The 15,205-nt window shown below is 33.9% G+C and carries 9 protein-coding genes; 8 read left to right on the forward strand and 1 reads right to left on the reverse strand.

Annotated features, from left to right (window positions below; translation table 11 throughout):
• Positions 1-192: 192 nt before the first annotated feature.
• The gene (locus tag BMW63_RS15595; RefSeq protein ID WP_074724388.1) at positions 193-4,476 is read right to left on the reverse strand and encodes a T9SS type B sorting domain-containing protein; all 4,284 of its coding nucleotides are present in this window, start codon (positions 4,474-4,476) and stop codon (positions 193-195) included.
• Positions 4,477-4,720: 244 nt separating this feature from the next.
• Between BMW63_RS15595 and argS the strand changes: the two genes are divergently transcribed.
• From argS to BMW63_RS15635, 8 genes are all read left to right on the forward strand, one after another.
• Complete coding sequence (gene argS, locus BMW63_RS15600) at positions 4,721-6,499, forward strand: arginine--tRNA ligase (RefSeq protein WP_074724389.1); 1,779 nt, start codon at positions 4,721-4,723, stop codon at positions 6,497-6,499.
• 150 nt (positions 6,500-6,649) lie between these two features.
• Positions 6,650-8,005: a signal recognition particle protein gene (gene ffh, locus BMW63_RS15605; RefSeq protein ID WP_074724390.1), complete on the forward strand. Its 1,356-nt coding sequence runs from the start codon at positions 6,650-6,652 to the stop codon at positions 8,003-8,005.
• A 116-nt stretch (positions 8,006-8,121) separates the two neighbouring features.
• The gene (locus tag BMW63_RS15610; protein ID WP_074724391.1) at positions 8,122-9,012 is read left to right on the forward strand and encodes a bifunctional 5,10-methylenetetrahydrofolate dehydrogenase/5,10-methenyltetrahydrofolate cyclohydrolase; all 891 of its coding nucleotides are present in this window, start codon (positions 8,122-8,124) and stop codon (positions 9,010-9,012) included.
• Positions 9,013-9,056: 44 nt separating this feature from the next.
• Positions 9,057-9,464: a hypothetical protein gene (locus BMW63_RS15615; RefSeq protein ID WP_074724392.1), complete on the forward strand. Its 408-nt coding sequence runs from the start codon at positions 9,057-9,059 to the stop codon at positions 9,462-9,464.
• Positions 9,465-9,902: 438 nt separating this feature from the next.
• On the forward strand, positions 9,903-10,358 hold the full coding sequence (locus BMW63_RS15620; protein ID WP_074724393.1) for a hypothetical protein: 456 nt from the start codon (positions 9,903-9,905) through the stop codon (positions 10,356-10,358).
• 169 nt (positions 10,359-10,527) lie between these two features.
• Positions 10,528-12,168 carry an ATP-binding protein gene (locus BMW63_RS15625; RefSeq protein ID WP_245744992.1) on the forward strand — a complete coding sequence of 547 codons (1,641 nt, stop codon included), beginning with the start codon at positions 10,528-10,530 and terminating at the stop codon, positions 12,166-12,168.
• On the forward strand, positions 12,161-12,913 hold the full coding sequence (locus tag BMW63_RS15630; RefSeq protein ID WP_074724394.1) for a LytR/AlgR family response regulator transcription factor: 753 nt from the start codon (positions 12,161-12,163) through the stop codon (positions 12,911-12,913). Before BMW63_RS15625 ends, BMW63_RS15630 begins: the two co-directional genes overlap by 8 nt.
• A 422-nt stretch (positions 12,914-13,335) precedes the next feature.
• Complete coding sequence (locus tag BMW63_RS15635) at positions 13,336-14,799, forward strand: hypothetical protein (protein WP_074724395.1); 1,464 nt, start codon at positions 13,336-13,338, stop codon at positions 14,797-14,799.
• Positions 14,800-15,205: the final 406 nt, after the last annotated feature.

The following is a 15,205-nucleotide window of genomic DNA, read 5'->3' on the forward strand; positions in this document are numbered from 1 at the left end:
TGATTAAAAATTTGATTGATGATGTAAAGGTATTCTTTTTATTTAAATAATAGGTTATACATAGTACTGTTTTATAAATTAATTTAAAATAGCATGATAGATAATAGACGATCAAGCAATTAATTTGTTACGCTTTTTTATAAAAAAAAAGACTTTCCTGCTGGAAAGTCTTGAGGTAAAATAATTTATGATTTATCTTTTTAATGAAAAATGCGACTTATATTCTTTAAGAACACCATTTTCAGTGTAGGATATATAAAACCAATAATCATCAGCGGGTAATGGGCGTCCATTAAGGTTTCCATCCCATCCAGCGCCGTTTGGTTTGAGTTGTTTTAGTAACGCTCCGTATCGATCAAAAATAAATAAGTTGGGCTTTTCTTGATCTGGCATGTCAGTTATATTCCAAGTGTCATTATATCCATCGCCATTTGGGGTGAAAAATTTAGGCGCATATATTACTTTAAAGACAAGTGGGGTAGTTGATCCACAACCATTACTATCACTAATTGTTATTTCATGTATTCCAGGTGTTAAATTTGTAAATATATTACTTGCTTGTGGGGAACTTCTATCTATTGAATATAGAAAGTTTTTCTCATCACCTAAAGTTGGAATTGCAGTTATCGTAATTGTTTGGTTGTCGGTGAACCAACCCTCTATTGTATATGAAATAGACTTTGGAGGTAAAGACTCAAATACGCTAAATAATACTAGATCTGAAGGACAGCTGAATATAGACAGATCTGTTACTGTTACTGAATAGTTTCCGGGTTGATTTGTTGAGAGACTTGATGAAGTACTTACCAATGTTCCATCTTCTTTTTTCCACTCAAACGCATATCGTGGAGCATCATATCCAGTTGTTATAAATGAATTAGTAATCAGACCTGTTTTGAAGTCATGACAAATTGGAGGGACATTTAGTATTGGCTGTGGTTTAGCCGTTATAGTAATCACCATCGGTTTCTCATCAGGACAAAGTATGGTAGCGAGAGTGCCTACTGCTGCATAAGCATAAATCGTTGTGGAGCTAGTAATGATATCTCCTGGAAATTTCTCTAGATTCGCGTTGCCGCCAGCTCCTGGCTGACTATAATAGTTGCTAATCGGAGCGATAAAAGGAGGTAATACATAAGATTCGCATCTAATGATGGGGGTTATGGGAGTAATTTTTGGACTATTATAAATTATAATATTAAAATCATCTTCATCGCTGCAATACACTCTATTATTATCTTCAGCAAAAAGATACAATCTAGTTGTTGTAGTTATTGGTGCATAAGGTATTGATAATTTCATTCCGGCACCGTGAGGGCCACCGGTTGCTGTGTAATAATCACCAAGTCCTATTATCGCCGGTAAAGCATACGAATCGCAAGCATATTGATCTTCAATCTCATTTACCATTGTAACTAAAACGAAGATGCTATATTCAGAAATACAAGTATTAGGCGCTATTGCTTCTGCATAAACATATATTGTTTTTGATGATGTCAACTCATAACCTGGGGGAAGTACAGGATTCGCTGGAGTTGGTCCTCCTGGGAACTCATAATATTCACCAATATTTAAATCATCGAGTATATATGCTCGTCCACATTGTACAACTTCGACTGGTTTTGCATCAATTTTTGGAGATGAATTGATAGTTATAAGAAAATTTTCTTCTACATAACAAGGTCCCGTTACTGCTTTATCATAAAAATACATTCTTTGAGTTGAAGTGATTTGAAATCCAACAGGTCTTACTTCGCCAGTTCCCAATGGTCCTGTGTAATAATCTCCGGAATGATCAACGGCAGGTAAATAATACATATCGCATTGTGGATCAGTATCTTTAATAATTGGTAACGGAGTAATGTTTACAGTAATCGTAAACTCTAAATTGTCTGTACAACTTTCTCCGGGAACATAAAACCAAAGTGTTGTAGTAGCCTTAATTGCAGTATTTGCAGGTAGCTGAGTGCCACCACCCAGAGGCGCTGTTCTATATTCGCCTGCAAGTAATGAAGGCAAAATATAAGTGGAGCAAGAATTTACATCTCCTGGATGATTGATATCATCTAGACCAATGTAAACAGTAAATGTCTTTTCTGAAGAACAATTTGTTGGCGAAGTAGCGGTCTCTTTAAAAACATAAATTGGAGTTGTAGCGATTATAACCGTTCCTGCAGGAATAATAGGCAATCCCTTATTCGTTCCTGAATAATAAATTCCTCCATTTGGGTCAACAGGAAGCGTGTAGGAACTACAGCCAAATTGGTTTTTATAATTGGGTAATGTGACAAAAGGAATAATTGTGATGGTAAAGATTGCTTCTTGCGAGCAATTTGGTATTATCGTCGTGTTTTCATACCAAACATAAATTGTATTTGGCCCTGCAGAATTGATTAAAGATCCTGTTTCTAATTCGGTGTTGCCTGTGGTGTGTTGCCCACCTGATTTTGTGAAGTATTTACCATATGGCAATACTGGTAATTTATATACTGAACAATAAGACGATGAAGTTGGCGAAACTGTACTAACGCTAGCGATTGTAACCTTAAAACTGTGCTGACTTGTACAAGTTTCGGACTCATTAAAAACATATAGGGTAGCACTAGCAGCGATACTATTTCCTGCAAAAAGTTGTGTCCCTGTGCCATTAGTCCCTGTCCAATATTGTGCCCCATTTTTTGTTAAAACGGGTAGTATGTAATTATCGCATACCAGTACGTCCGGAAGGAGATCTACCTGTGGAATAGGTGTCACTATTAATTGAAAACTAGCTGTTACAAAACACTCTGGATTAGAAATATTTTGGACGCGCACCCACAAGGTGACTTCTGAAGTAAATAGTTCGTTTTTTGGATTTAGTATAATGACATCAGTGTTTGTATTCGCCCCATTGTTGGAGGAATGAAAAGAAAGAATGTTATAACTTATGTCTTGAGAACCCAAGATTAAATTTTTGTGGTTTGTTAAATCGAAAATAGCATGTGGAGATGGATCAGTGTTGTTTCTCGCACAAAGCGTTATGTCAGGTACTATACTTGAAATTATTGGACTAGGAACGACTAGTAGACTGAACGAACGTATTTCAAAGCAGTATGAAGTGGAGCTTTCTATTCGCGCGTAAATTATTTTACCGCTTTCAGAGCTCATAATAGTATGAAGGTTTGCGATCTGACCTATTTTGTTTGCTGCATCATCATTAGAAAGATGATAGCTAATATTTGTTCCCGAAGGGAGGTCATCCAATATTCCAGTTGGAGTTGTCTTTTGATTTTTTCCTGCCAATATAATTTTGGTGTTTTTGGTTAAATCAAAATCATAACTCGCAGCACCAGAATCGCAGACATAAATATCAGGAATAGTTGGTAGTACTCCGATGGAAGGGGTTATTTGAACAGTAATATCGTCTGTTACGGCTGTACAACCTGGCTCCGTATAGGAAACACTGTATTTATGAATGCCAGAATCAATTAATGGTAAAATCAAATTTAAATTTAAGGTTGCTCCCGTTTGGGCAGGAGAAAAATCTATTCCTTCTTTTTTCCAAAGAAAAGTGGTTCCGGCGCTTAATCCATTTGCGGATAAAATGGGTAAGCTACTCTCTGGGCAAATGGCTTTATTGTTTGCAATAGTGTAATCAAGGCCTAGTACGTCTTGTCCAATATTAAAGCTGTTTGCATTTAAAAAAATGGCAGAATCATAACCTGTATTATTGCCTCCATCAGCAATTACTAGTTTTATTCGATACGTATGTGTAATATCTAATCCAGTAGCAGAGGCTAGCATTTCAATCGTTTGGCCGTTAAAATTTATTGCGGGACCAAATCCTTCTCCATTGAATTTTCCAAAAAAAGCAACGTTTGCAGAGGAGCAATTAGTATTGTAAGCGCTGTTTCGTATTGTTTCAACCGAAACAGGAATGTTAGTATTTGGAATTAATGCAATATTGTGATTTGTTCCTCCCGCAGTTATATCTTTTAATAAAAAAGCAAAAGCATCAGAGAATTTACATTGCGAAACTCCATATTCTTCGGAAGCAAATATAAAAGAAAAATCAAAGTCAGGTGTTTTAGGTTGGAAATCAAATTCGATGTAGGTGGCATTAATCGAATTGATTTTAATTCCTGATTGTGATGAAAGATTGTTCTCTAAATCAATATCACCAGTCCAAGAGTTATTTCCGTCACTCAATATGGTATTATTCGGTGAAGGTACTTTCGTCACATCGCCAGTTGTTAATACCACACCGCTTTTAAAAGGAAAGTTTGGATTTGTATTTTCAAAGTATCCAATGCTGTTTGTTGATCCAAAGGAAGATCCTGTTTTTGAGGAGACATTTGTCCCTGAAACACAAGGAGAGTTAATCAGTACTTTATTTACTAATTCTGGAATCGTATAGCTAGATGTATTTACCGTTATCGATTGTGAAAAGTTTTTTATCGTAAAAAACAATATCAATAGTACTACTGTTTTCTTCATTTCAAAGCATTTTCGATAAATAAGTATTTGGTAAACATAGTTACAAATCGGATTAAATGCCAAATTTAATCGTTTAAAAGCATTTATTTTGTTTTAATTGTTATTAGTATAAGACTTTACGTATTTTTATTACAGTGTCTATTTTAGTGCTAGGCACGTTATTTTCTTAAAAAGTCTAATTCTTTAATCAATTAAAAAATTATAATTAAACACTATATTTGCAAGCTTAAAATAAACACGCAAAATGACATTATCAGAAATCCTTACCCCTTCAATTGAAAAAGCTGTCCAAGCCTTATTTGATATCGCTATTGACAAAGTAGAGTTTCAAACTACACGGAAGGAATTTGAGGGAGATATCACGATGGTAATTTTTCCATTATTAAAAGTAATCAAAAGCAACCCTGTAGAATTGGGGAATAAAATTGGAAACTATTTAGTAGAAAATGTTGCTGAAGTGAGCCGTTTTAATGTGGTTTCTGGATTTTTGAATATTGTGATCTCCGATGAATATTATTTAAATTTCTTTAACGGAATAAAGGATGATGCGAAATTTGGTTTCGTAACTCCAAACCCTGAAGATACAGCAGTAATGGTCGAATACTCTTCGCCAAATACAAATAAACCGTTGCACTTAGGTCACGTACGTAATAATTTATTGGGTTATTCTGTTGCTGAAATTATTAAAGCATCGGGTAAAAAAGTATACAAAACGCAAATCATAAACGATAGAGGAATTCATATTTGCAAATCGATGCTGGCATGGCAGAAATTTGGAAACGGAGAAACTCCTGAATCTACTGGTCAAAAAGGAGATAAATTAGTAGGGAACTATTATGTTGCTTTTGATAAAGCATATAAAGTGGAAATCGCTCAATTAATGCGTGAAGGAAAAACAGAAGAAGAGGCCAAAAAACAAGCGCCAATCATTCTGGAAGCCCAAGAAATGCTATTGAAATGGGAAGCTGGTGATGAAGAAGTGATTTCACTTTGGAAAAAAATGAACCAATGGGTTTATGACGGTTTTGCAACTACCTATAAAAACTTAGGAGTTGATTTTGATTGTTATTATTATGAAAGCAATACCTATTTATTAGGGAAAAATGTAGTTCAGATTGGTTTAGAAAAAGGGGTTTTCGAAAAAGATCCTGACGGCTCTGTGTGGATTGACCTAACGGATGAAGGTTTAGACCGTAAAATCGTATTGCGTTCAGATGGTACTGCCGTTTATATGACGCAGGATATTGGAACTGCGATTCAACGTGTGAAAGATTATCCAGATGTGGGCGGAATGGTTTACACAGTAGGTAACGAGCAAGATTATCATTTTAAAGTGTTGTTTCTAATATTAAAAAAATTAGGCTTTGATTGGTCTAAAAACCTATACCATTTATCATATGGAATGGTCGATTTACCTTCCGGAAAAATGAAAAGCCGTGAAGGAACTGTAGTCGATGCTGATGATTTGATGCAAGAAATGACAGATACTGCCCAAAAAATCGCTGAAGATTTAGGGAAATTAGACAGTTATTCTGCCGAAGAAAAAACAAAATTATACAATACTATTGGTCTTGGAGCTTTAAAATATTATATTCTTAAAGTAGATCCAAAAAAACGAATCCTTTTTAACCCAGAAGAATCTGTTGATTTTGCTGGAAATACAGGGCCGTTTATACAATATACGTATGCGAGAATCCAATCGATTATTCGTAAAGCTAATTTTGATTTTTCGAATGAATCAGGAATGGTGGAACTTCATGCAAAAGAAAAAGAGTTATTGAAACAATTGGAGTTGTTTCCTGAGGTAATTCAAAATGCTGCACATAATCATAGTCCTGCTTTATTAGCTAATTTTGTCTATGATTTAGTACGTGAATACAACTCTTTTTATCAGGCTGTACCCATTCTAGGTTCAGAAGTAGCAATAGAAAAAATATTCAGAGTGCAGTTGTCCAAAAAGGTGGCAGATACCATCGCGGCTTCTTTTAGTCTGCTGGGAATTAATGTTCCGGAACGCATGTAATTAAACCAAAACATTCAAAGAAAAGCGGCTCCAATTTGGGCCGCTTTTTTAGTTGAAATAATATCATAAGCGACCTGCCAATTATCTAATAATCTAATTGCCTAATAATCTAACTTAGTTTATCTTTGCATTTCAATAAAATAAAAAACTATGTTCGATAATTTAAGCGATAAACTAGACAAAGCCTTTCATATATTAAAAGGACACGGAAAAATCACCGAAGTAAACGTAGCTGAAACTTTAAAAGAAGTTCGTCGCGCCTTACTAGATGCCGATGTAAATTTTAAAATCGCGAAAGATTTTACGAATACAGTAAAAGAAAAAGCTTTAGGGCAGGACGTATTAACCACACTTCAACCAGGACAACTGTTAGTGAAGTTGGTCAAAGACGAATTGACAGCATTGATGGGTGGTGATGTTGCTGGAATAAACCTTTCTGGAAATCCTACCGTTATTTTGATGTCTGGTTTACAAGGTTCAGGTAAAACTACCTTTTCTGGAAAACTAGCAAATTACCTTTTGACAAAAAAGAATAAAAAACCGCTTTTGGTTGCTTGTGATATCTATCGTCCTGCAGCAATTCAGCAATTATACGTTGTTGGGGATTCTATAGGTGTTGAGGTATATTCAGAACCTGAAAATAAGAATCCAGTTGAAATTGCACAAAATGCAATTAAACATGCTAAAGCAAAAGGGTTTGATGTTGTTATTGTGGATACAGCCGGACGTCTAGCAGTTGATACTGAAATGATGAATGAAATTTCACGTGTTCATAAAGCAATTCAGCCACAAGAAACCTTGTTTGTAGTTGATGCCATGACAGGTCAAGATGCGGTAAATACGGCAAAAGCTTTCAATGATATATTAAATTTTGATGGTGTTATATTAACCAAATTAGATGGTGATACACGTGGTGGAGCGGCTCTTTCGATAAAAACTGTAGTTAATAAACCAATTAAGTTTGTAGGTACGGGAGAGAAAATGGAAGCGATTGATGTATTCTATCCTATTCGTATGGCAGAACGTATCCTGGGAATGGGAGATGTTGTGTCGTTAGTAGAAAGAGCACAAGAGCAGTTTGATGAAGAAGAAGCTAGAAAAATTCAAAAGAAAATTGCTAAAAACGAATTTGGTTTTGATGATTTCCTTTCTCAAATTCAACAAGTGAAGAAAATGGGTAATATGAAAGACTTGGTTGGAATGATACCAGGTGCTTCAAAAGCCATGAAAGATGTCGAGATAGAAGATGATGCTTTCAAGCATATTGAGGCTATCATTCATTCGATGACTCCAGCAGAGAGAAGCAAACCTTCTCTAATTGATGTGAAAAGAAAAGCAAGAATATCAAAAGGTTCAGGGACAAAAATTGAACAAGTCAATCAATTGATGAAACAGTTTGAGCAAATGAGTAAAATGATGAAAATGATGCAAGGGCCAGGAGGGAAAAACCTCATGAAGATGATGGGCGGAATGAAAGGAATGCCTGGAGGCGGAGCGATGCGCTAAAATATTTGGTTAAGGTTTAAAGTTTCATGTTTATTGAAATTTTAAACCTTACTCTTTTATAGGGATATCAGTTCTTGTAAAAAAAATAGAAACTAAAACTTGAAACTTAAAATAAAATGCAACTACTAGACGGAAAAAAAACAGCGGAAGACATTAAAAGTGAAATCGCAGTCGAAGTACAAAAGATGAAAAATAATGGGGAAAAAGTCCCTCATTTAGCCGCAGTTATTGTGGGCAACGATGGAGCAAGTTTAACTTATGTAGGAAGTAAGGTAAGAGCATGTGAAAGAGTTGGTTTTGAATCTACTTTGGTAAAGATGCCAAGTACTACTTCTGAAACTGAATTGCTTAAAAAAATTAAGGAGCTAAACGAAGACGATAATATTGATGGGTTTATAGTTCAATTACCGCTTCCGGAGCAAATTGATGAGCAAAAAGTATTGATGGCTGTTAGTCCAAGTAAAGATGTTGACGGATTTCATCCTGAGAATTTTGGAAAAATGGCTTTGGATATGAGCACTTTTATTCCTGCCACACCTTTCGGAATTTTAGAATTACTGGAGCGTTATGGAGTAGAGACTAAAGGAAAACATACCGTTGTAATTGGTCGTAGTCATATTGTGGGAAGACCTATGAGTATATTGATGGGAAGAAAAGGATTTCCTGGAAACTCAACGGTTACTTTGACACACAGCTACACTAAAAACATCGAAGAAATCACTATTCAAGCGGATATCATTATCACAGCGTTAGGCGTGCCTAATTATCTAAAGGCTGATATGGTTAAAGATGGAGTTGTTGTCATTGACGTGGGAATTACTCGTGTTCCAGATGAAACAAAGGATAAGGGTTATGTAATTACCGGTGACGTAGATTTTGAAAATGTAAGCAAAAAAGCAAGTTTTATTACCCCTGTTCCTGGTGGAGTGGGGCCTATGACGATAGCGATGTTGTTAAAAAACACGCTGTTAGCTAGAGAAATGAAAATACTGAAATTAGATAAATAAATAAATATAAAGCCTATTCGTCTGAATAGGCTTTTTTTAGCATTATGGAAAATCCACAAGAAATTGAATTCAAATCTATAGAAGAGTTCTTGGGCTATTTGCCGGAATCAGAATTGGAAATCGTTCTCTTCCTTCGTAAGATTGTGCTGGAGTGTATGCCGGATTGTAAAGAGAGATTAGTCTCTAACGTGCCTTTTTATTACCGACATTCTAAGATTTGTTATATTTGGCCATCTTCCATTCCCTGGGAGAAGGTTAGCAGTGGTGTTGGAATAGGTTTCTGTAAAGGCGCTTCATTTTTAGATGAAACTTTTGAAACCGCTAGTTTCAGTTCGAAGTCACTATTTTCTTCGATTAAAGAGATTGATGTCGTTTCTTTAAAGCAGCAAATTGCTGAAGCTATTTCAATTGATGAACAGATCGTCAAAGCCAGAAGAAGAAGGATACAATAAGCTTTATTAATGCTCGGTAGAAATTATGTGATTTTTATTAAAGTATCCGTAGGTTCAAAATCATATTAATGGTCTGTTTTTTTTTCGAATGATTAAAGCCGGTTGACAATAATTATATTCTTAATAACAAATTAGGATTGCCATTTGTAATCCTTGTTCATTTTAAAGACATTAGAGTCATTACTATAAGCTTATTTTTGCACCAAAAAGGAGTCCGTATAAAGAGCGGACTTTTTGATGGGGTTACTAATTATCACTGGTAGATATAAAGGAACTACTATAAAATAGCTGTTGTTTAATATGTTTTTGTCTATATTTGGCGTAAATGTCGGTATAGTCTTAATTATTTCGTGAATTTTCAGCGACTTATGTATAATTCAGATTGTTTAATGTCATTTGTTTTAATTGAAATTTCAACATTAATTTAATTATACAATTATGAGCACAAACAATGCAAGTACACAGGCTTTAATTTCAACTCCTCCTGGGGAACTGGTTAAGGAATTAACATTTTCAGAAAGTGGTAAAATATCGTTTACAAACAAACGGCCTAATAAACCATTACAACCTCTTGTTGAGGTATATTTAGACGCTTCTAAAAACATTCAAGTGAGTACTGTCTTTTTTATTGATGCTGCTATAACAGGATTAGATGCAAATAGTTTTACTATTTATCAAGATTATTGTGTTAGTGATTTTGGTTCGCCAAGACTGCAGTTTTTTATAAGCTATGATGCACAAGAAACTGACGCTACTGATTTTCAAGCGTATCAAATTTCCTTTCAAGCATTACCGTCGATATTTTCAAATGAAGATATAACTACTATACAAACCTTTCTTTGGGATATAGATCCAATTACTTCTAGAGGTACTGAGACGACTGTGCAGGGTTAGTATATGCCGGTCCTACTAAACAAAACATTATTGTCATATAGTATATATACTATCAAAAAACACGAGTATGATATTAAATATTAAATTAATTTTTATTTTCGTACTCTTGTTTTTTTCTTTTTTTCTTTGTTCGCAAGAACATTCTACCAAAATAATCTTTAAAATAGAATTGGAAAATATTGCAAGAAGGTATAAAAAAGAAATTAATTTCCAGAAGGCTAATTATTTTTTTTTAAGAGAGGAATGGGATTCTACTCTTGTATATTCCATGAAACAACTAGTAGTTTCTCCTAATACTGAATTGAATAATTATAGTCATTATTTTAGAGCAAATAGTTTCAGAAAGAAAAAACTATTTGTAGAGGCAAAAAAAGAATATGATTTAATAGCTACCACATTTCCGTTCTATTATAATGTTAAATTTGGTTTAGGTACAATTTCATTAGAGCAAAGAGATTTTGCTAAAGCAGTTATTTATTTTCAAGAAATAGAGAATTCGCCTAGTAACAGCACTTATGACTATGACAACAGCACCTTAATTCATAATATAGGGATATGCTATATAGAGTTAGAGGAGTATGATAAAGCAGAAGAATACTTATTAGAAGCAATTGAGTTACAGAAGTCAGAAAAAGAGAAGCCTTTACTTATCGGTTCGTATATGGATATTGCCAATCTCTATTATGTTCAATTCAAAGACAATCAGGCAATTCCTTATTTTGAAAAAGCCTATCAATTATCTAAAAAAATAAAAGAATTCGAACCTAAAAAAAAGGCTTCTTTTAACATGGCAGTGGTAGAAGAAAACAGGAAAAATTTCCCCAAGGCGTTAGCATATCGTAAAGAATACGAACAATGGAAAGACTCTCTAAACGATCAAAATAAAGTATGGGCTATTGCTGAGATAGAAAAGAAATTTGCGGTCAAGCAAAAACAAAAAGAGGTAAATGTACTCCAGACAGAAAATGAACTAAAAGAAGTACAGAGAAACAGCCTATTGTATTCTTCGATTTTGTTGTTGCTGTTGCTGGGTGTTAGTTTTTATTTTTACAAGCAAAAAACGAAGCAAAACAAAATTATATTAGCCCAAAAAGAGGAGTTAGACGCCCTCAATGCTACCAAAGATAAATTGTTCTCTATTATCAGTCATGATTTACGTTCCTCAGTAAATGCCTTGAAAACCAGTAATACTAAATTACAGGAAAGCCTTGCGACCAAAGATTTTTCGGCTTTAGACCAGCTACTTGATAATAATAGTTCTATTGCTAATGGTACTTATAATTTATTAGACAACTTGTTAAATTGGGCATTATTGCAAACCAAACAAGCTTATTTTTATAAAGAATCCTTACATTTACAATCTATTATTGCGCATATAGCCTATAATTACAAGCCGTTATTGTTAAATAAAAATATCAGCTTCGAGAATAAGGTGACTGCCGCTATTTTTGTAATGGCAGATCAAGATTCGCTAAAAATAATTATTAGAAATATTCTAGACAATGCGTTTAAATTTTCTAATGAGAATGGTGTAATTACGGTTTATATTCGACCTACTGAGGATGATTGTTGTTATTTAGTTATTGAAGATACTGGAGCTGGAATGAGCGAAGCAAAGCAACAAGAACTCCTTAAAGAGACGGTTTTACTTTCTAAAAAAGGAAGTGATGACAGCATAGGAACTGGATTAGGAATGCAGTTGTGTAAAAGTATGATTCATAAAAACGGCGGTAGATTAGCAATAGAGAGTCAAGAAGGCATTGGGACCAAAATTATAATCATCTTGCCAAAAACAGATAATAATGGATAATATAAATGTACTTATTATTGAGGACACACCAGCAGAAAGTGATGCGTTGATACAAGTCTTAAAGGCTAATAATTATACTGTGGTTGGTGTAGCGCGTACTTATACTGAAGCCTTAAGGTTGTTTTACAATAGTGAGATTAAGATTGATATTGTGGTTATTGATATTTTTTTAGACGGGAAAGCTGACGGTATTACTTTTGCAGAGACGATTAATATTGTGCCAAATAAGTCAAAACCATTTGTTTTTTTATCAAGTTCTAAGGATAGACAAATTTTTGAAAGAGCTAAACTCACACAGCCTTTTAGTTTTTTGTTAAAACCATTTAATGAACTTGAGATTTTATATGCACTTGAAATGGCGGTCGAGAAATTTTATGGACAAACCAATGTTTTTCTAAGTGAAGTTCAAGATACAGTAATAGGTGAGGATTACCTGTTTGTTAAAAAAAACAAATCCTTAAAAAAAGTACTGATTGATGATATCGTTTATATTGAAGTTGAAGATAGGTATTGTAATATAGTTGCCGAAAACGAAAAATTTGTAATTTTAATGTCGTTGACTAAACTCGTTCAGCTTTTAGATCCAGAAAAATTTTGCCAAACCCATAGAAACTTCATTGTTAATACAAATAAAATAGAAGAGATTATTGTTAATGATAATCTACTTATTTTAAAAGGAAACCATAAAGTTACATTAAGTGATAAATACAAGGACTTTGTAAAAAAGTTCCGCATATTGAAATAGCCTTATTTCATTATTTTTTTTAAATCAGGACTTCCTTAATTAATAAGGGAGTTTTTTTTGTTTTAGGATATTTATTTCCCTGTATTAGATCTATTACTCCATTTTTCAATTGGGGTAAAATCTCTTTTTTGAATTCTTATGACAAAGAATTGGTGTCTTATGTCATTATACTTTTCTTACTTTTTACAATGGGTTAGTTTTATCCCAGTAATTTAGGTGAAGTTCGCATTTATAATATGAATGTAGAAAATAGTACTTCAATTATCGTTGGTTTAGTCCCGACAATTTGTACGTCGGTAAAACCCAATTAGCTGTTATTATAATTTTTCACTGGAACGAAATATATTTTTCGCAACAAAAAATACAAGCTTTAAAATTCAAATACATTTAAGAATAAACCAAGTCAATAAAACCTATTAAACATGAAAAAAAACAAAACAATCGTATCGTCATTCGCAATTTGTTGCACTATTATCTTTTTTTGCCTTTCGTGCAAACAAGACAAATATAGTAAATCTACACATATTATTCCGCAAGCTTTTCCTAGTGAAGCAATTACAGGAATTAAATTCCCAACAGATTCCACCTTAATTTATAAATGGTTAAGTGAGCAAGATACAATTAGTATTTCTAAGCATGCATGGGGAATTTGGGCGGGACTTACTGCAGCAACAAATGAAACCATTGGAGGCGATAAACTGTTAGTTTTTGAAACATGGACTGGTACAAACGAGTTGCAAATCATGATGCAAAATGGTGGTTCAAAAATTCCTAAAACGAGTAGAACATTGCTTACGCGTCCTAGCCAGTTTCATCATGCCGTTATTGATGATCAAGCTGTAGATTCAACTGATCGTCAATGGGTAACTGTGAACTACAGTCCTGATGCCGCAGCATTTGCATTAAATAAAGACATTTTTAATATAAAGAATTTAACGCCTTATTTGAAATCTAATAAAGGATCTGGTGCGATACCTGAATTCCCTAGTTCTTCAATTACTATTAAACCAACTTATTTGTATGTGAAGAATAATGGCAAGGAGTTAATTGCTATTCCAGTGTGGCCAGGGATGCCTGCGGTTGCCGATTCTATTCCTACTTTTAAAAAATATTGGAAATATGTTTTTGTTGACCCTACAAATAAAAGAGGGGTGAAAATTCCAATTCCTGTAGATTTTAGTGCAGAAAAAGATGTATCAAAAATTAGTAATGCTACTGTTAATATTAAGGATTTTATTCATTTTAAGGTCGATGCTGTAATGGCTGAATATCTTAATAAGGAGCAGGGGCAAGGTACGGCCCAAAAAGGGGATCTGGCTTTATTAATGGGTATGCACGTATCAACTAAAGAAATTGCTAATTGGACTTGGCAAACGTATTTTTGGGCTCCAGATCCTGCTAATCCTCCATCTCCAAGCTCTAAGTTTAACTATGATCAGCTTGTTAAAAGTAATATAAAGCTGAGTAAAGCCGCTGCTCATTATGCCGTTTTACCTGCTTATAATATGGTGTGGCCAAACCAGCCAATAAATAACGGTACAAATGAAAATACTAAAGCTGTTTTTGGATTTAATCCCTACTTAGAAGCGTCTTTTGGACCCAGTACTTTTCCTGCTGAAAGTGTTCTTAAACAAAAGATGCCTAATGCAAAAGGATTTCGATATGGTATGCAAACCAATTGCATGAGTTGCCATGCAATGGCTACTGTAAATGGAGGTGGATATACTTCCAAAAACAAATCGTTTAATGGTCTTCCTTACATTACAGATCAATACATCAGTATGAATGATACTCTTTTTAACCGTTGGGTAAAACTTGATTTTGCATGGTCTATACAAGCGATGGCTTATCCAGATTCTTTGCGCAAGGCAAACAGTGAAAAATAGTAATTAGATATTTACTACGTTAAGTTATTAAAGCAATTTGTTATCTGAATTTTCAGAATCAGGTTTGTTTACAGCCAAGTGATTTTATTTTAATTACAGGCTAGTATTTAAAAATGTAGTAGTTATGGCTTAAGAATACAAAATAAAAAAGCAGTTGGTAATTATTTACCAACTGCTTTTTTTGTCTAAAATAGAGTTCGAAAATCTAGAAAAGCTTTAAAACAGTAATTTCATAACATATTTTCACCGTTCTATGACATATTTTTTATCAGAAAGGATATTCTAATGTAATTTCATACTATTAAAATCAATTTCAAATGAAAAAATTAGTCTTGAGTTTGAACGTCATCTATGATTCATTAGATAATATCAGTGTTTTTCGATTGGTAGCTGTTTTTTGTCTTGT

The organism is Flavobacterium frigoris, assembly GCF_900111075.1.
GTDB lineage: Bacteria > Bacteroidota > Bacteroidia > Flavobacteriales > Flavobacteriaceae > Flavobacterium > Flavobacterium frigoris.

Excerpts from the sequence above, each read along its gene's own strand:
- BMW63_RS15595 (WP_074724388.1), bottom strand. The coding sequence starts at position 4,476 with ATGAAGAAAACAGTAGTACTATTGATATTGTTTTTTACGATAAAAAAC.
- BMW63_RS15630 (WP_074724394.1), top strand. The coding sequence starts at position 12,161 with ATGGATAATATAAATGTACTTATTATTGAGGACACACCAGCAGAAAGT.
- BMW63_RS15620 (WP_074724393.1), top strand. The coding sequence starts at position 9,903 with ATGAGCACAAACAATGCAAGTACACAGGCTTTAATTTCAACTCCTCCT.
- ffh (WP_074724390.1), top strand. The coding sequence starts at position 6,650 with ATGTTCGATAATTTAAGCGATAAACTAGACAAAGCCTTTCATATATTA.
- argS (WP_074724389.1), top strand. The coding sequence starts at position 4,721 with ATGACATTATCAGAAATCCTTACCCCTTCAATTGAAAAAGCTGTCCAA.
- BMW63_RS15610 (WP_074724391.1), top strand. The coding sequence starts at position 8,122 with ATGCAACTACTAGACGGAAAAAAAACAGCGGAAGACATTAAAAGTGAA.
- BMW63_RS15635 (WP_074724395.1), top strand. The coding sequence starts at position 13,336 with ATGAAAAAAAACAAAACAATCGTATCGTCATTCGCAATTTGTTGCACT.
- BMW63_RS15615 (WP_074724392.1), top strand. The coding sequence starts at position 9,057 with ATGGAAAATCCACAAGAAATTGAATTCAAATCTATAGAAGAGTTCTTG.